16 protein-coding genes and 1 pseudogene are annotated in these 17,842 nt (G+C 52.5%); 13 read left to right on the top strand and 4 right to left on the bottom strand.

What is annotated here, in order from left to right:
- The first annotated feature begins 45 nt into the window (after positions 1–45).
- The 4 genes from tauA to tauD are packed head-to-tail and all read left to right on the top strand — an operon-like array spanning position 46 to position 3,458.
- The gene (gene tauA, locus FDW98_RS03775) at positions 46–1,008 is read left to right on the top strand and encodes a taurine ABC transporter substrate-binding protein (protein WP_096758125.1); all 963 of its coding nucleotides are present in this window, start codon (positions 46–48) and stop codon (positions 1,006–1,008) included.
- A 10-nt stretch (positions 1,009–1,018) separates the two neighbouring features.
- Positions 1,019–1,786, top strand: coding sequence for a taurine ABC transporter ATP-binding subunit (gene tauB / locus FDW98_RS03770; protein WP_096758124.1), 768 nt, complete (start codon positions 1,019–1,021; stop codon positions 1,784–1,786).
- Positions 1,783–2,610: a taurine ABC transporter permease TauC gene (tauC, locus tag FDW98_RS03765; protein WP_096758123.1), complete on the top strand. Its 828-nt coding sequence runs from the start codon at positions 1,783–1,785 to the stop codon at positions 2,608–2,610. The genes tauB and tauC overlap by 4 nt, the downstream gene beginning before the upstream one ends.
- Positions 2,607–3,458: a taurine dioxygenase gene (gene tauD, locus FDW98_RS03760; protein ID WP_096758122.1), complete on the top strand. Its 852-nt coding sequence runs from the start codon at positions 2,607–2,609 to the stop codon at positions 3,456–3,458. The genes tauC and tauD overlap by 4 nt, the downstream gene beginning before the upstream one ends.
- Before the next feature lie 81 nt (positions 3,459–3,539).
- Here tauD and hemB read toward each other — a convergent pair whose 3' ends face one another.
- Complete coding sequence (gene hemB / locus FDW98_RS03755) at positions 3,540–4,514, bottom strand: porphobilinogen synthase (protein ID WP_096758121.1); 975 nt, start codon at positions 4,512–4,514, stop codon at positions 3,540–3,542.
- 634 nt (positions 4,515–5,148) lie between these two features.
- On the opposite strand from hemB, the pseudogene FDW98_RS03750 reads away from it, so the two are divergent.
- Both FDW98_RS03750 and iprA read left to right on the top strand, forming a co-directional pair.
- Positions 5,149–7,392: pseudogene (locus tag FDW98_RS03750) on the top strand (autotransporter outer membrane beta-barrel domain-containing protein); the annotation flags it as partial.
- 82 nt (positions 7,393–7,474) lie between these two features.
- A complete protein-coding gene (gene iprA / locus FDW98_RS03745; protein WP_096758120.1) occupies positions 7,475–8,098 on the top strand; it encodes a hydrogen peroxide resistance inhibitor IprA in 624 nt (207 codons plus the stop codon).
- A gap of 1 nt (position 8,099) precedes the next feature.
- On the opposite strand, the gene ampH is transcribed toward iprA, so the two are convergent.
- The gene (ampH, locus tag FDW98_RS03740; RefSeq protein ID WP_096758119.1) at positions 8,100–9,257 is read right to left on the bottom strand and encodes a D-alanyl-D-alanine-carboxypeptidase/endopeptidase AmpH; all 1,158 of its coding nucleotides are present in this window, start codon (positions 9,255–9,257) and stop codon (positions 8,100–8,102) included.
- Positions 9,258–9,640: 383 nt separating this feature from the next.
- Between ampH and sbmA the strand changes: the two genes are divergently transcribed.
- Together sbmA and FDW98_RS03730 are read left to right on the top strand one after the other, a co-directional pair.
- Complete coding sequence (gene sbmA / locus FDW98_RS03735; RefSeq protein WP_096758118.1) at positions 9,641–10,861, top strand: peptide antibiotic transporter SbmA; 1,221 nt, start codon at positions 9,641–9,643, stop codon at positions 10,859–10,861.
- Positions 10,862–10,875: 14 nt separating this feature from the next.
- Positions 10,876–11,979, top strand: a complete 1,104-nt coding sequence (locus FDW98_RS03730) for a DUF1615 domain-containing protein (protein WP_096758117.1) — start codon at positions 10,876–10,878, stop codon at positions 11,977–11,979.
- On the opposite strand, the gene FDW98_RS03725 is transcribed toward FDW98_RS03730, so the two are convergent.
- Positions 11,964–12,287 carry a DUF2755 family protein gene (locus FDW98_RS03725; RefSeq protein WP_096758116.1) on the bottom strand — a complete coding sequence of 108 codons (324 nt, stop codon included), beginning with the start codon at positions 12,285–12,287 and terminating at the stop codon, positions 11,964–11,966. The two genes, FDW98_RS03730 and FDW98_RS03725, sit on opposite strands and share 16 nt — an antisense overlap.
- 265 nt (positions 12,288–12,552) lie before the next feature.
- Here FDW98_RS03725 and FDW98_RS03720 point away from each other — a divergent pair, with 265 nt between their 5' ends.
- Complete coding sequence (locus tag FDW98_RS03720; protein WP_096758115.1) at positions 12,553–12,771, top strand: DUF2754 domain-containing protein; 219 nt, start codon at positions 12,553–12,555, stop codon at positions 12,769–12,771.
- A 22-nt stretch (positions 12,772–12,793) separates the two neighbouring features.
- Here FDW98_RS03720 and ddlA read toward each other — a convergent pair whose 3' ends face one another.
- Entirely contained in the window at positions 12,794–13,888 is a 1,095-nt protein-coding gene (ddlA, locus tag FDW98_RS03715; RefSeq protein ID WP_096759461.1) for a D-alanine--D-alanine ligase, read from the bottom strand.
- Positions 13,889–14,189: 301 nt separating this feature from the next.
- On the opposite strand from ddlA, the gene FDW98_RS03710 reads away from it, so the two are divergent.
- From FDW98_RS03710 to psiF, 4 genes are all read left to right on the top strand, one after another.
- The gene (locus FDW98_RS03710; protein ID WP_096758114.1) at positions 14,190–15,386 is read left to right on the top strand and encodes a multidrug efflux MFS transporter; all 1,197 of its coding nucleotides are present in this window, start codon (positions 14,190–14,192) and stop codon (positions 15,384–15,386) included.
- A 248-nt stretch (positions 15,387–15,634) separates the two neighbouring features.
- Positions 15,635–15,877, top strand: coding sequence for a sigma-S stabilization anti-adapter protein IraP (locus FDW98_RS03705; protein WP_096758113.1), 243 nt, complete (start codon positions 15,635–15,637; stop codon positions 15,875–15,877).
- Positions 15,878–15,983: 106 nt separating this feature from the next.
- Positions 15,984–17,399, top strand: a complete 1,416-nt coding sequence (phoA, locus tag FDW98_RS03700) for an alkaline phosphatase (protein WP_096758112.1) — start codon at positions 15,984–15,986, stop codon at positions 17,397–17,399.
- Between the two features lie 97 nt (positions 17,400–17,496).
- Entirely contained in the window at positions 17,497–17,817 is a 321-nt protein-coding gene (gene psiF / locus FDW98_RS03695; RefSeq protein ID WP_096758111.1) for a phosphate starvation-inducible protein PsiF, read from the top strand.
- The last annotated feature ends 25 nt before the right edge of the window (positions 17,818–17,842 follow it).

Raw genomic sequence — 17,842 nt, 5'->3', positions numbered from 1 at the left:
TAACGAAATACTGCCCCACATAACAAGACAGGGGAGCTGACAATCATGGCTATATCATCGCGTAATACACTTCTTGCCGTACTGGCAGTGGTTGCATTTCAGGCGCAGGCGGTGAACGTCACCGTCGCGTATCAGACCTCCGCTGAACCGGCCAAAGTGGCGCAGGCGGACAACACATTTGCTAAAGAGAGCGGGGCCACCGTTGACTGGCGTAAGTTCGACAGCGGGGCGAGCATCGTCCGGGCGCTGGCGTCTGGCGACGTACAGATTGGCAATCTTGGCTCCAGCCCGTTGGCGGTTGCGGCCAGCCAACAAGTACCGATTGAGGTGTTCCTGCTGGCGTCCAAACTCGGTAACTCCGAGGCGCTGGTGGTGAAGAAAAGCATCAACAAACCTGAAGATTTGATCGGTAAACGTATTGCCGTGCCGTTTATCTCCACCACCCATTACAGCCTGCTGGCCGCGTTAAAACACTGGGGCATCAAGCCCGGTCAGGTGGAGATTGTGAACCTGCAGCCGCCAGCGATTATTGCCGCCTGGCAGCGCGGGGATATTGACGGCGCCTACGTCTGGGCACCGGCGGTGAACGCGCTGGAAAAAGACGGCAAGGTGTTAACCGACTCGGAAAAAGTAGGTGAGTGGGGCGCGCCGACGCTGGACGTGTGGGTCGTGCGCAAAGATTTTGCCGAGCAGCATCCTGAGGTGGTGAAGGCCTTTGCCAAAAGCGCGATTGATGCCCAACAGCCCTATATTACCGATCCCGATGAATGGCTAAAGCAGCCGGACAACATCAGCAAGCTGTCGCGCTTAAGCGGCGTGCCGGAAGCGGATATTCCGGGACTGGTAAAAGGTAACACCTACCTGACACCGCAGCAGCAAACCGCCGAGCTGACCGGACCGGTGAACAAAGCGATTATCGACACCGCGCAGTTCCTCAAAGAGCAGGGCAAAGTGCCCGCTGTGGCGACGGATTACAGCCAGTACGTTACCGATCGCTTCGTGCAATAAGGGGGCGCTGATGCTGCAAATCTCTCATCTTGCCGCCCGCTATGACGGAAAGCCGGTGCTGGACGACATCAACCTGACGCTCGACGGCGGTGAACTGCTGGTGGTGCTCGGGCCTTCCGGCTGCGGCAAAACCACGCTGCTGAATCTGATTGCCGGGTTTGTGCCGTATCAGCACGGCAGCATCGTGCTGGCGGGTAAAAAAGTGACAGGCCCGGGGGCCGAGCGCGGCGTGGTGTTCCAGAACGAAGGCTTGCTGCCGTGGCGTAACGTGCAGGATAACGTCGGATTTGGCCTGCAACTGGCCGGTGTAGAGAAGTTACAGCGTCAACGCATTGCGCAGGACATGCTGAAGAAGGTTGGGCTGGAAGGCGCGGAAAAGCGCTTTATCTGGCAGCTTTCCGGTGGTCAGCGTCAGCGCGTCGGCATTGCCCGGGCGCTGGCGGCAAATCCGCAACTGTTGCTGTTGGATGAACCTTTTGGCGCGCTGGATGCTTTTACTCGCGAGCAGATGCAAACCCTGCTGTTGACGCTGTGGCAGGAGACCGGCAAACAGGTGCTGCTGATTACCCATGATATCGAAGAGGCGGTGTTTATGGCGACCGAACTGGTGCTGTTGTCTCCGGGACCGGGCCGGGTGCTGGAACGCTTACCGCTAAATTTCGCCCGCCGCTTTGTGGCCGGGGAGCCGAGTCGCAGCATTAAATCCGATCCGCAGTTTATTGCCATGCGTGAATACGTGCTAGGCCGCGTTTTTGCGCAACGGGAGGCGTTCTCATGAGCGTGGTGATTAACGACAAACCCCGTTCGCGTGCGTTGCGTTGGCGCTGGCCGCTTTCACGTCAGATGACGTTAAGCGTTGGCACATTGGGCGTGCTTCTGGTGGTGTGGTGGGCAGTGGCGGCACTGCAATTCATCAGCCCGCTGTTTTTACCGCCGCCGGGACAGGTACTGCAAAAACTTATCGTCATTGCCGGACCGCAGGGCTTTATGGATGCCACGCTGTGGCAGCATCTGACCGCCAGCCTGACGCGTATCGTCATTGCCCTGCTGGCCGCGGTGCTGCTCGGCGTGCCGGTGGGGATCGCGATGGGGCTAAGTCCGACGGTGCGCGGGATCGTCGATCCGATCATCGAACTGTATCGTCCGGTGCCGCCGCTGGCCTATTTGCCACTGATGGTTATTTGGTTTGGCATCGGCGAAACCTCGAAGATCCTGCTGATCTATCTGGCGATTTTTGCCCCTGTAGCGATGTCTGCGCTGGCGGGTGTCAAAAGTGTGCAGCAGGTGCGGGTGCGGGCCGCCCAGTCGCTGGGGGCCAGCCGCGCACAGGTATTGTGGTTTGTGATTTTACCGGGTGCTTTGCCGGAAATTCTTACCGGGCTGCGGATTGGACTGGGTGTGGGGTGGTCGACATTAGTGGCGGCGGAGCTGATTGCCGCGACGCGAGGTCTGGGGTTTATGGTGCAGTCAGCGGGTGAGTTTTTGGCAACGGATGTGGTGCTGGCGGGAATTATGGTGATTGCCGTGATCGCCTTTATTTTAGAATTGGGTTTGCGTGCGCTTCAGCGCCGTCTGACGCCCTGGCATGGAGAAGTACAATGAGTGAACGTCTGAGCATTATCCCGCTGGGGCCCTATATAGGTGCGCAGGTCACCGGGGCGGATTTGACGCGACCGCTGAGCGATAACCAGTTTGAACAGTTGTACCACGCGGTACTTCGTCATCAGGTGGTGTTCCTGCGCGAGCAGGCGATCACACCACAGCAGCAGCGGGCGCTGGCGTTGCGTTTTGGCGACTTGCATATCCATCCGGTCTACCCGCATGCGCAGGGCGTTGAGGAGATCATCGTCCTCGATACTCACCACGACAATCCGCCGGATAACGACAACTGGCACACCGATGTAACCTTTATTGAGACGCCACCTGCCGGGGCGATTCTGGCGGCAAAAGAGCTGCCATCAACAGGTGGCGATACGCTGTGGACCAGCGGCATTGCCGCTTTTGAAGCGCTTTCAGAACCTTTTCGCCAACTGCTGAGCGGCCTGCGGGCCGAACATGATTTCCGTAAATCGTTTCAGGAGTTTAAATACCGTAATACCGAAGAAGAGCATCAGCGTTGGCTGGAGGCGGTGGCAAAGCACCCACCATTGCTGCATCCGGTAGTGCGAACGCATCCGGTGAGCGGCAAACAGGCGCTGTTTGTGAACGAAGGGTTCACGACACGAATTGTCGATGTGACGGAAAAAGAGAGTGAGGCGCTGCTTGGATTTCTGTTTGCCCACATCACCAAACCGGAGTTTCAGGTACGCTGGCGCTGGCAGCCTGACGATGTGGCGATTTGGGATAACCGCGTGACGCAGCATTATGCCAATGCAGACTACCTGCCGCAGCGGCGCATTATGCACCGGGCGACGATTCTCGGAGACAAGCCTTACTATCGTGCGAGCTAACGTGTCCGATGGCGCTTTGCCCACCGGGCCCCGGCGTGCAGGCCGGACAGGGCGAAGCCGCCATCCGGCAACACCGCGTCATTAACGCAGAATTTTTTTCTCAGCCAGATCCAGGGCAAAGTAACTGAAGATCAGATCCGCGCCTGCGCGTTTGATCGAGCCTAAACTTTCCAGCACGACTTTCTCTTCATCTATTGCCCCTGCCAGGGCCGCGAATTTGATCATCGCGTATTCGCCGCTGACCTGGTAGGCGCCAATCGGCAGTTCGGTGCGTTCGCGAATATCACGCAGAATATCCAGGTATGCACCGGCCGGTTTCACCATCAGGCAGTCTGCACCCTGGGCTTCGTCCAGCAGTGATTCGCGAATGGCTTCACGACGGTTCAACGGGTTCATTTGGTAGGTTTTACGATCGCCTTTCAGCGCGGTGCCCGCGGCTTCGCGGAATGGGCCGTAGAAGGAGGAGGCGAACTTGGTGGAGTAGGACATGATCGCGGTATCAGTGAAGCCCGCGGCGTCCAGCGCCTGGCGAATAGCCTGCACCTGACCGTCCATAGCGGCGGACGGTGCGATAAAGTCGGCGCCCGCCGCGGCGGCAACCACTGCCTGTTTACCGAGGTTCGCGAGGGTTAAATCGTTATCTACGCCGTGGTCACACAATACGCCGCAGTGACCGTGCGAGGTATATTCGCAGAAGCAGGTGTCGGACATGACGATCATCTCCGGCACGGTTTGCTTGCAAATGCGTGACATGCGTGCCACCAGTCCGTCTTCTTTCCAGGCATCGCTGCCGGTGTCATCGGTATGGTGGGAAATACCAAAGGTCATCACCGAGCGGATACCGGCGTTGGCAATGCGTTCGATTTCGCGTGCCAGATGTTTCTCTGGAATGCGCATCACGCCGGGCATGGCCTCGATGGCTTTGTAATCGTCGAGTTCTTCTTCAACAAAGATCGGCAACACCAGGTCATTTAAGCTGAGTGTTGTCTCTTCAAACATGGCGCGCAGCGCAGGGGATTTGCGCAGGCGGCGAGGGCGTTGGATTAGGTCTGTCATGGTATGCCTGATGTTTGTGGAATCGAAGGCCGCAGTATACCTCAACCTGTGTGTGGGTGTTTTACGAAAGTTGGCCTTATGCGAGTGAAACCCGCGTACCGTATTTTTAAAAATTTAATATGCGCTATTTATACTTTATTGAATTTATCATTTTTAATATCAATAGATTTTGCTGTGGTTTTGATTTTGTTTAATAGTTGATTAAATACCTTTCATTGTGCGTGTGTTTATTTGCTGTCCTTGTGGTTTTGTTTTTAATTATCATTGTATTGTATGGTTTATTTTATTAGTTTCCCAATAACTTACTGAAAGTAAAAGGTTTATGCTTTTTTTGTTTGTATTTCGTTTATTGTCCGCATTCGGACTTAAAGTAAAGAATAATTGAACCTTTTATCTATGACACCGCATAATCTTTCGGTGAAACATAATATGTTTACTATGCATTAATAATTGATGGATCAACTATATCACGTCCCTGAGGAGGGATGACAAATGCACACTTGGAAAAAGAAACTCGTAGTCTCACAATTAGCATTAGCCTGCACATTGGCAATCACTTCTCAGGCGAATGCGACGACTTATGATACCTTTGCTTTTCATGACGACGCGACGTCATATGGCGCGTTAGATCACGAATGCTACGTACACCACTGGCGCAACTCAGTGGGATAACACCATTACAGTAAATGACTCAACCGTCACATCGGGTTCTTATACTGCCAATGAATCAACCGGACACTTTGGTAATTCTACCGAGCCGAGTGATTACAGTAATTCTTCTACCCTGGATGATGTTGCGTTATCGTTCACCGATAACAGCGCTTCTGCTAACCGTATGGTAAACACCGTCACGCTGAATAATTCTCAGTTGTTAGGCGATGTTCTGTTTACGAGTACCTGGAACAGTAATTTTGACCCTACAGGTCATTTGGTTGATGGGGCCACCTCGGTATATACCCACGGCGGCTGGGTAGATGATGATCAAAACGTCGATCACCTGAACCTGACGCTGAATAACACCAGTTGGACGGGTGCTGCGTATATTGATTACGACACCGTTGTGACCCCTTCCCAGTTCTATGACATTGCGGCTAACAGCTTAGATCCAAGTGCGACAAGTTCTGATTCTTGGAACCGTGTTAACAGTGCAAACCCCTTCCAGAGCGGTGTGTTTGATATCGCGTTGAATAACGGTTCAGTCTGGAATACCACCAAAACGTCTCTGATTGATACCCTGGCTATCAACAGCGGCTCTCAGGTGAATGTTGCCGACGGTTCTTACTTAACGTCTGATACCATTACGCTAAATGGCGCTTCTACGATGAATATCGGTGAAGACGGCGCAGTGGATACCGATCATCTGACGATTAACACGAACAGTACCGTGACGCTGTCTGATGACGTCAGCTCAGCGTGGACGGGCACTGCTCTGTATGCCAACACCATTACCGCAACTAACGGCGGTATGCTGAATGTCGAGGCTAGCAACAACGGTGCATCCAGCCTGTTCACTGCCGGTACACTGGAACTGACTAGCGGTAATGTTGCTGATAACAACAGCAACGTGTACGCCGGTGTGTTCAACATTAACAGCAATAACTACGTGCTGAATTCTGACCTCGTCAACGATCGTACCTGGGATACCACTCAGGCTAACTACGGTTACGGTGTGATTGCGATGAATTCTGATGGTCACTTGACCGTCAACGGCAATGGCGATATCAACAGCGGTGACGAAGCGGATGCCAGCAGCACCAGCGACAACGTTACAGCTGCAACCGGTAACTACAAAGTTCGCATTGATAACGCGACGGGCACTGGTTCCGTTGCTGACTATAAAGGCAAAGAGCTGATTTACGTTGATGATGTCAACACCAACGCCACCTTCTCTGCGGCCAACAAAGCTGATCTGGGTGCGTACACCTATCAGGCTCAACAGGTGGGCAACACTGTTGTGATGCAACAGATGGAACTGACGGATTACGCGAACATGGCGCTGAGCATCCCGTCTGCAAATACCAACATCTGGAACCTGCAACAGGATACTGTCGGTACGCGTCTGACCAATGCACGTCACGGTCTGGCGGATAACGGTGGCGCGTGGGTGAGCTACTTCGGCGGCAGCTTCAACGGCGACAACGGCACCATTAACTACGATCAGGACGTTAACGGCATCATGGTCGGCCTTGATACCAAAGTTGACGGTAACAATGCACAGTGGATTGTCGGTGCAGCAGCAGGCTTTGCGAAAGGTGACGTAAGCGATAACAGCGGACAGGTGGATCAGGACAGCCAGACTGCCTACATCTACTCTTCTGCTCGCTTTGACAACAACATCTTTGTTGACGGTAACTTAAGCTACTCCCATTTCAACAATGATCTGTCTGCCAGCATGAGCAATGGTCAGTATGTTGATGGCAGCACCTCTTCTGATGCCTGGGGCTTTGGCTTGAAACTGGGTTATGACCTGAAACTGGGTGATGCGGGCTACGTAACGCCTTACGGCAGCGTATCCGGTCTGTTCCAGTCTGGTGATGACTATAAGCTGAGCAACGACATGAAAGTTGACGGTCAGTCTTATGACAGCATGCGTTATGAACTGGGTGTTGATACCGGTTATACCTTTGCTTACAGCGATGACCAGGCACTGACGCCGTACTTCAAACTGGCTTATGTTTACGACGACTCTAACAACGATTCTGACGTAAACGGTGACTCTATCGACAATGGCGTAGAAGGTTCTGCGGTACGTGTTGGACTGGGTACTCAGTTCAGCTTTACCAAAAACTTTAGCGTATATACCGACGCTAATTACCTCGGCGGTGGTGATGTCGATCAAGACTGGTCTGCGAATGCAGGCGTTAAATATACCTGGTAAGAATTCCTCTTAGAGGATTCGGTATTTTAATCCCAATAAGCCCGTCAAGGATTTGACGGGCTTTTATGCAAGGGATGTGTAAATGTTATCTGTAGATAAGCCTTTTCTGGAATTTGGTAAGCTGGATAAATGTTTGTCGAAATATGGCGAGCGTTTTGAATATGAAAATGAAAAACAAATGATATATTCCAGTGATGTAAATAAAAGCGACACTTTTGTTATTTTAAAGGGGGTTGTCTCGCTGAGGCGAGGAGAAACCATACTGGTTGGCATCACACAGGCGCCGTTTATTATGGGGCTTGCTGATGGTGTGATGAAAACAGATGTTCAATATAGATTAATAACAGAAAGTTACTGTGCGGGTTATTATCTGCCCGCGTCCCAAACGATTAATATTATTGAACAATGTCAGCTATGGCGCGAAGCCTTTAGCTGGTTAGCATGGCAGCACTGCATGCTTGAATTACGCGACCTGCAATTAATTGGCAATAACTCCTATGAGCAAATCCGTGCCACGCTGATATCCATGATGAAATGGGATAATTTACTGCGTTCTCGTATTGGTGTTATGAACTATATCCACCAACGTACACGTATTTCACGCTCTGTCGTCGCAGAAGTTCTCGCGGCACTGCGTAAAGGCGGCTATATTGAAATGAATAAAGGCAAACTGGTGAGCATTAACCGTTTGCCTTTTGAGTACTAAATCAGGATGCCGGGATAACCTGGGGTTTGTTTCCGCTCAATTCGCTTACCAGATCGTTGATACCGTCACTCATATTGGTAAACCGGGTCAGCGGAGAACGGGTGACCACAATAAAGGCCCCTACGTTTTTCTGCGGGATCATCGCCATATAGGTAATGAATCCACCACCCCCACCGGTTTTTTGAATAATCCCCGGGCGGCCATTTTTCGGTGCCATATAGACCCAGCCCAGGCCCAGCGCATCGGCTTTGCCTGGCACGTCCATGCCAATCACTTTGGTTAACTGTGTACGCTGATAAATCAGCGTCTGCATCCGGTCAGCCTGCTGGCTGCGCTGATAAAAGTCTGAAGAGAGATACTGCTGCATCCAGCGCATCATATCGCCAGGCGTCGAATAGACGCCGCCGCTGCCCATAGCCGCCAGCGTATTGTTACACGGGCTGGCCCCTTTTTCGGCGACCATCAGGCGCTTGCACTGATCGGGGGAAGGCGTAAACGTGGTGTCTTTCATCCCGAGCGGTCGGGTGATTTTCTCTTCAAACAGCTGTTGATAAGGCTTACCGGACGCGGCTGCCAGCGCATCGGCCAGTAGATCGAACGCCAGATTCGAGTAGGAGGCCTGCGATCCGGGAGCAGCTTTCAGCGTGGCGGTAGAGAGGTAACTCCAGCGCTGCTCGCGCGTTGGCCAGACAAATACCGGGCGTTTTGCCGCACCGCCTGGCTGCTCGCGGGGTAGGGCGCTGGTATGTGTCGCCAGATTCACCAGCGTGATCGGCGTTCCCTGCCAGGTCGGGACTCGTGCACCGGGCGGTGCATATTTACTCAATGGATCGTTCAGTTTTACCGTGCCCTGATCGAGTAATTTGACCAGCATTTCACTGGTCATCAATTTGGTAATTGAGGCGATGCGGATCACCGAATCCAGCTGCGGATGAACATTATTGCCAGGGCGTGTTTCGCCAAAGCTGCGAAATACACGCTGATTACCGTCAATGACCACGAGCGCCATTCCCGTCGCCCCGCTGCCGTAGAAGATATGATCGGCGTAACGATCGACGATATCAGAGGCGAAGACCGGATCGGTGATAGGCTGTGCCGCCTGGACAGATGTCAATGACGCCGCACACAGCGCGGCAGAAAAAAGCAGACTACGTTTCAACGGTGGTGTCCATGAGTTAGGGGTAGTAAAAAAGGATGACGTGCGTATGCGTATTTATACTACTCATCGGCATATTGCAAAGTGCTATTACGCCAATCATAGTGTGAAAAACGTAACGATGAGTAAACGTTACCTTTTCCCCCGGAGTGGATGTTCGCTTTTGTGATCTCACGCTGCGATAATCTGAATATGCCGGAACGCTGTCAGGTATGAAAACCATAGAAACAATTCTTCAGGGCCGGTAGCGAACTAAGCGCGTCGGTTCTGGTCACAATTGTCGGTTTCAGCATGTGTTTATTGGGCGTTAGCCGTCTTGCCATCGTTTGCACGCTGGCAAATGCACAGCAGTCGTCATAACGATAAGAAGTTAGCAGGAGAGCACTATGTTTACGTCTTTTTTCCCAAAGCCGGGACCGTTCTTTATTTCGGCATTTATTTGGGCGCTGGTCGCCGTTGTATTCTGGCAGGCAGGTGGGGGAGCCTGGGTTGCACATATCACCGGCGCATCGGGTGATGTGCCTATCAGCGCCGCCCGGTTCTGGTCGCTGGATTACCTGATTTTTTATGCATATTACCTTCTCTGCGTCGGCCTGTTCGCCGCGTTCTGGTTTATCTACTGTCCACACCGTTGGCAGTACTGGTCCATACTGGGCACGTCGCTGATTATCTTTGTGACCTGGTTTCTGGTTGAGGTCGGGGTTGCCGTCAACGCCTGGTATGCGCCGTTCTATGACCTGATTCAAACCGCACTGAGCGCGCCTCATAAGGTGAAGATTGAACAGTTCTATCATGAAGTGGGGATCTTCCTTGGCATCGCGCTGATTGCCGTGGTGATTGGCGTGATGAACAATTTCTTCGTCAGCCATTACGTGTTCCGCTGGCGTACCGCGATGAACGAACATTATATGGCGCACTGGCAGCATCTGCGTCATATCGAAGGCGCCGCGCAGCGTGTGCAGGAAGACACCATGCGCTTCGCCTCTACGCTGGAAGATATGGGCGTCAGTTTTATCAACGCGATTATGACGCTGATTGCCTTCTTACCGGTGCTGGTCACGCTGTCTGCGCATGTCCCTGATCTGCCGATTGTTGGTCATGTTCCCTATGGTCTGGTGATTGCTGCCATTGTCTGGTCGTTGATGGGGACCGGCTTGCTGGCGGTGGTGGGAATCAAACTCCCGGGTCTGGAGTTTAAAAACCAGCGCGTGGAAGCCGCTTACCGTAAAGAACTGGTCTACGGCGAAGATGATGCTAATCGCGCAACGCCGCCGACCGTGCGCGAACTGTTTCACGCGGTGCGTCAGAACTATTTCCGCCTCTATTTTCACTATATGTACTTTAATATCGCCCGTATTCTTTACCTGCAGGTGGATAACGTTTTCGGCTTGTTCCTGCTGTTTCCGTCAATTGTTGCCGGTACGATTACGCTCGGTCTGATGACGCAAATCACCAACGTGTTTGGTCAGGTGCGCGGATCGTTCCAGTATCTGATTAACTCCTGGACGACGTTAGTGGAATTAATGTCTATCTATAAGCGTCTGCGCAGCTTCGAACGTGAGCTGGATGGTCAGGATATTCAGGCCGTAACCCATACGCTTAGCTAACAAAAGGAGATGTTATGTCGACGGTTTCCCGTCTTTACCCTTGGTCTTGTCTGGCGGCGTTGGTGCTGGTGGGATGCAGTAGCCAGTCTTCGCAGCCGTTAAAAAAAGGGGAGAAAGCCGTCGATGTGGCGAGCGTGGTCCGTCAGAAGATGCCGGCCAGCGTGAAGGACAGAGACGCCTGGGCGCAGGATCTGGCCAGGACGTTTGAAAGCCAGAAGCTGGCACCGACGGTTGAGAATGTCTGTTCGGTGCTGGCGGTAGCGCAGCAGGAGTCTAACTATCAGGCGGACCCGGCGGTACCGGGCTTAAATAAAATAGCCTGGAAAGAGATCGACCGCCGCGCTGAGCGCATGCATATTCCGCTGTTTGTGGTGCACACCGCGCTGAAGATTAACTCGCCGACCGGCAAAACCTACAGCGAGCGTCTGGATTCGGTAAAAACGGAAAAGCAGCTTAGCGCTATTTTTGATGATTTTATCAATATGGTGCCGATGGGGCAGACGCTATTCGGTTCGCTTAATCCGGTGCATACAGGCGGTCCGATGCAGGTCAGCATCGCGTTTGCTGAACAACACGCTTCAGGCTATCCGTGGAAAATGGCGGGGACGGTACGTCAGGAAGTCTTCACCCGTCGTGGTGGGCTGTGGTTCGGGACCTATCATTTGCTGAATTACCCGGCGAACTATAGCGCGCCTATCTTCCGTTTCGCTGATTTTAATGCGGGCTGGTACGCCAGTCGTAATGCGGCTTTCCAGAACGCGGTGACTAAGGCCAGCGGCGTGAAACTGGCGTTGGACGGTGATTTGATTCGCTACGACAGCAACGATCCGGGCAAAACGGAGCTGGCGGTACGTAAGCTGGCCGGGAAGCTGGACATGAGCGAGAGTGATATCCATCGGCAGTTGCAAAAAGGGGACAGCCTCGCGTTTGAAGAGACCGCGTTGTACAAGAACGTGTATAAGCTAGCGGAAGCGAAAACGGGCAAAACCTTACCCCGCGAAATGCTGCCGGGTATTCAGCTCGAAAGTCCAAAGATTACCCGTAATCTGACCACCGCGTGGTTTGCGAAACGGGTGGACGAGCGACGGGCAAAATGTATGGGTCAGTCATCTTTGTGATGGCGTTGGCGCCAGTGCAACACGGCTGCGATGGTGCCAAGAATCAGACCGCCGGCCAGGAAGGGAATCAAACCAAAAATTGTTCCGACGCCCAATCCGATCTCGATGTGCGGGCGTCCGCTCTCCTGCATTTGCAGTTGCATTAGCTGTTCATAAATACCGGGTGCGTGAGCCAGTAGGGTTAATACCTGCGCCCCGACCCAAAAGCAAAACAGCACAAAGACGGCATAGACAATGTTGCCGGTCAGCGAGGAGGGATCCCGATGCTTGCCCTTAAACGGGAATTTTGAGAGCGTAAAATCAGCCATAAAGACCTCCAGCAACAACCTGCTTTTCTTGACGTAATGCCAGTAACTGACAGTGAGTCTGACAGGTGATCGGGATTGTCAATATCAGAATGATGGTAATTTCAGCCAGGGATTATTCCTGGATTTCGTTTTTTTGCCTGTCGTCACAAATATGTAACCTTAAGTGAAATTAGATTACATCTAAGAAATTCTGCCTACGCCACAGACCGCCAGAGAGAAATGTGCGAGGATGCGTCTTTATAACGTTGTGATCCCCGGAGCTGTTATGAACCTGCCTGTAAAACTTCGCCGCGACTGGCACTACTACGCGTTTGCTATTGGGCTTATCTTTATTCTCAACGGGGTGGTGGGATTACTGGGATTTGAAGCGAAGGGGTGGCAAACCTATGCGGTGGGGCTGGTTACCTGGGTGATTAGCTTTTGGCTTGCCGGATTGATTATCCACCGCCGCGCGGAAGATGACGAAACGCAGGATGCCCAATAGCTATCGGGCACCCTTGCGGGGTTTACATACTGGTTTTCAGCGCGCTGTTTGCCGCATGACGCTCCAGCGCCAGTTCGATCAGACGGGTGATCAAATCGGTATAACCTAAGCCGCTCGCCTGCCACAGTTTTGGATACATACTGATATTGGTGAAGCCCGGTAGCGTGTTGATCTCGTTAATCACCACGTCATTTTCCGCGGTTAAGAACACATCCACGCGTGCCATGCCAGCGCAACCCAGCGTCTGGTAAGCCTGGATCGCTATCTCGCGGATCTTGTCGTTAATCTCCGGCGCAATGGCCGCCGGGACCACGACTTTGGCACCGTTGTCGTCAATGTACTTGGTGTCATAGGCGTAAAAATCGCTGTTCAGAACGATCTCGCCACAGGTGCTGGCCTGCGGATGATCGTTCCCCAGCACCGCGCATTCGATCTCACGACCAACGACCCCTTGTTCCACCACCACTTTATGGTCGAACTCAAATGCCAGCGCCACGGCCTGGTTATATTGAGCTTCGTTGGTGACTTTGCTGACCCCAACGGACGAGCCCTGATTAGCCGGCTTGACGAACAGCGGCAGGCCCAGGCGCGATTCAACCTCTGCGAAGCTAATGCTATTGCGATTAGCGCGGGTGAGCGTAATAAAGGGCGCAATGTTTAATCCGGCGTCGCGCAGCAGACGTTTAGTCACGTCTTTATCCATGCACGCCGCTGAGCCCAGCACGTCGGAACCGACGAACGGGAGATTTGCCACGCGCAGCATACCTTGCAGGGAACCATCTTCGCCCAACGTACCGTGCACAATCGGGAAAATAACATCGACGGTTTGCAGCGGCTGACCGTTGTGCGCATCAATCAACTGGTGTTCTTGCTTTCCCGGTACCTGCGCCAGGCTGGTTGCCGAAGGACGCAGCGCAATACGCGCCGGGTCGTTGGCATTAAGTAGATAGTTGCTGGCATCGCTGACGTGCCATTGCCCTTCTTTATCAATACCTAACAGCACAACATCAAAGCGAGTCTTGTCGATGGCATCGACAATATTTTTTGCCGATTGCAATGACACTTCATGTTCTGCCGATTTACCACCAAATACGATTCCTACCCGCAACTTTGCCATCTTAAAAACCCATTCCATGAATGCAAAGCACATACATTACCACGACAAAACGCAGGATTCCTCGGCTTCTGGCAGAATGTTTTCGTGCGTTGCCAGGGAAAGGAAACTCACAAATCTGCGCTGGAGCCTCAAAGCATATTCCCCTGCAATAAATAGGGGTTATGTGTGATGAATATCACAAATATGATGAGCGGGGAGATAAAATACTAAACTGTGAGGTATCGCACCTCTGGGCCCTTGTCCGGACACGTAATTTGTTAAGCTGCTCGCAGTTTTCAGCTACTTATCGTTATGAGTCCCTATGGAATCCTGGAGAGTTAACCTTATTTCCGTTTGGTTCGGGTGCTTTTTTACCGGACTGGCGATCAGCCAAATCCTGCCTTTTTTACCGCTCTATGTTTCCCAGCTCGGGGTGACCTCGCATGAAGCGCTGTCGATGTGGTCCGGGTTAACGTTTAGCGTCACCTTTCTGATTTCCGCCATTGTTTCGCCGATGTGGGGCAGTTTAGCCGATCGTAAAGGGCGTAAGCTGATGCTGCTGCGCGCCTCGCTGGGGATGGCGATTGCGATTTTATTGCAGGCCTTTGCCACGAATGTCTGGCAGCTTTTCCTGCTGCGTGGTGTGATGGGATTAACGTCGGGATACATCCCCAATGCGATGGCGTTAGTGGCGTCGCAGGTTCCGCGTGAGCGCAGCGGTTGGGCGCTAAGTACGCTCTCTACGGCACAGATTAGCGGGGTGATTGGTGGGCCGCTGATGGGCGGTTTTATTGCCGACCACGTGGGCTTGCGCGCGGTATTTTGTATTACCGCCGGGCTGCTGGTGGTCAGTTTCATGGTCACGCTATTCTTCATTAAAGAGGGTGTGCGCCCAACGATTAAAAAAAGTGAACGCTTAAGCGGCAAGGCAGTGTTCGCCTCGCTGCCTTATCCGGCGCTGGTGATCAGCCTGTTTTTTACTACCCTGGTTATCCAGTTGTGCAACGGATCAATCGGTCCCATTCTGGCACTGTTTATTAAATCGATGGTGCCAGACAGCGGCAATATTGCCTTTCTCAGCGGGCTGATTGCCTCGGTGCCTGGCATATCGGCGCTGATTTCAGCCCCCCGGCTGGGCAAATTAGGCGATCGGGTGGGAACTGAACGGATCCTCATGGCGACGCTTATCTTTGCCGTGGTGCTGTTTTTCGCCATGTCCTGGGTCACAACGCCGTTGCAGTTGGGGGTATTGCGTTTCCTGCTAGGCTTTGCCGATGGCGCAATGCTTCCTGCCGTGCAAACGCTACTGGTGAAATACTCCAGCGACCAGGTAACCGGGCGTATTTTTGGCTATAACCAGTCGTTTATGTATCTGGGCAACGTCGCCGGACCGTTAATGGGAGCCACCGTGTCGGCCATGGCGGGTTTTCGCTGGGTGTTTATCGCGACCGCGAGCATTGTGCTGATCAACATTTGGCAACTGGCTGTCGCGTTACGACGTCGGCGTCGCACGCGCTGAATGGCGAATAAACCCCGTTGGCTGTCAGCGGGGTTTATCCATAAGTTTGTATTATATTACTGGGTGATTATTAAGCTTCTCACCCTTTTATATTGAATAATTCTGTCATAATTCCCAATTCATCTTATTTTGCGGTGTGATTGTTTTCGCAAAACGTTTTATTTCTGCTAAAAATACAACTTTCATCCCCTAGGCAGTTGGGAGCCATAATGCTACCGTGACCCATATTTTGTTAAGGGAATACACAAATGAAAAATCTCGTCACTGAGTTGTTACTTAAGCTCGCCCAAAAAGAAGAAGAGTCACAGGACCTCGCCGCTCAGGTAGAAACCTTAGAGCGCGTTATCATGGAAATGCTGCATACGATGGCGACGCATGAGCAGCAAACACTGATTCGTCATATTGAGGGCGCACTGGCAGGCGTAAGCCGCATGCCAGCCTGTTTAACAACCTTGCATGACGTCGGCGAGAGGGTACCCAAAGCGTATTGAGGTTTGCGTAGCGCCTCACGACGTTGAATCATCATAAAAGTGTCACATCAAATACTTATAGTCGCTTTGTTTTAATTTTACCGTATTTATACATGGAGAAAATAAAGTGAAACAAAGCGCACTCGCTATTGCCCTGTTACCTTTGCTGTTTACCCCGGTTATTTATGCAGAATCATCTGCTGTGCCGGTTATGGATAATCGCGCCGCTCAGGGGGATATCACCACGCCGGGTGGCGCTCGCCGATTAGCCGGCGATCAAACGGCCGCTCTGCGTGATTCACTGATTAATAAACCGGCTAAAAATATTATTTTGCTGATCGGCGATGGTATGGGTGACTCAGAAATTACTGCAGCGCGAAATTATGCCGAAGGCGCGGGCGGCTTTTTTAAAGGGATTGATGCGCTACCCCTGACTGGACAATACACCCACTATTCGCTGGATAAGAAAACGGGTAAACCCGATTACGTGACAGATTCAGCGGCTTCGGCAACGGCGTGGACCACCGGGGTGAAATCCTATAATGGTGCGCTGGGCGTTGATATCCATGAAAAAGATCACGCCACGATTCTGGAAATGGCAAAAGCCGCAGGTCTGGCTACCGGCAACGTTTCTACTGCTGAATTACAGGATGCCACTCCGGCTGCGCTGGTTGCGCATGTGACGTCACGTAAATGCTACGGTCCGAGCGTGACCCGTGAAAAATGCCCGACTAATGCGCTGGAAAACGGCGGTAAAGGGTCAATCACTGAACAATTGTTGAATGCCCGTGCCGACGTCACGCTGGGGGGCGGGGCAAAAACGTTTGCTGAAACCGCTGCTGCGGGTGAATGGCAGGGCAAGACGCTGCGTGAGCAGGCGCAGATGCGTGGCTATCAGTTGGTGAGCGACGCGACATCGCTTGCGGCAATCACTGACGCCAGTCAGGATAAACCGCTGCTGGGGTTGTTCTCTGAAGGTAATATGCCGGTGCGTTGGGAAGGACCAAAAGCCTCGTATCATGGCAACATTGATAAGCCGGCTGTGACCTGTACGCCAAATGCCAAACGCAACGACACGGTGCCGACGCTGGCACAGATGACGGATAAAGCGATTGAGCTGTTAAGCAAAAATGAAAAAGGCTTCTTCCTGCAGGTGGAAGGCGCGTCAATCGATAAACAGGATCATGCTGCTAACCCGTGCGGGCAGATTGGCGAAACGGTCGATCTGGACGAAGCCGTACAGCGCGCGCTGGCCTTTGCGAAGAAAGACGGTAATACGCTGGTGGTGGTAACCGCCGATCACGCGCATGCCAGCCAGATAGTGGCGCCAGATACCAAAGCGCCGGGCCTGACTCAGGCGCTGAACACCAAAGATGGCGCGGTGATGGTCATCAGTTACGGCAACTCTGAAGAAGAATCTCAGGAGCATACGGGCAGCCAACTGCGTATTGCTGCCTATGGGCCGCATGCGGCGAATGTGGTTGGCCTGACCGACCAGACCGATTTGTTCTACACCATGAAATCGGCCTTAGGGCTGAAATAAGTACACGCCCGGCGGCATTACTTTTGCTGTCGGGTGGTTTTTTTATCGTTAGCAGCCAGACTTATCTGTGTCTCGTCGTTCAGAAAAGGAAGGTGCTATGAAAATATCATTAGTCATGACGTTGCTTTTTGGTCTGCTTTTTTTAGCGACTGTTGGCGCCGCCGAGAAAACGCTAACCCCGCAACAACAACGAATGACCACCTGTAACCAGCAGGCCACAGCGCAGACCTTAAAAGGGGATGCGCGTAAGAGCTATATGAGTGATTGCCTGAAAAACAGTAAATCGGCCCCCGAGGAAAAAAGCCTGACGCCACAGCAACAGAAGATGCGTGAATGTAATGTTCAGGCAACGGAACAGTCGCTGAAAGGTGATGATCGCAATAAATTTATGAGTGCCTGCCTGAAAAAAGCAGCGTAATTGCGTAGTACATAAGGGTGAGCAG

This window comes from Citrobacter sp. wls711 (genome assembly GCF_005281055.1).
Classification (GTDB): Bacteria; Pseudomonadota; Gammaproteobacteria; order Enterobacterales; family Enterobacteriaceae; genus Citrobacter; species Citrobacter gillenii.
This window is presented reverse-complemented; position numbering and strand designations above follow the sequence as displayed.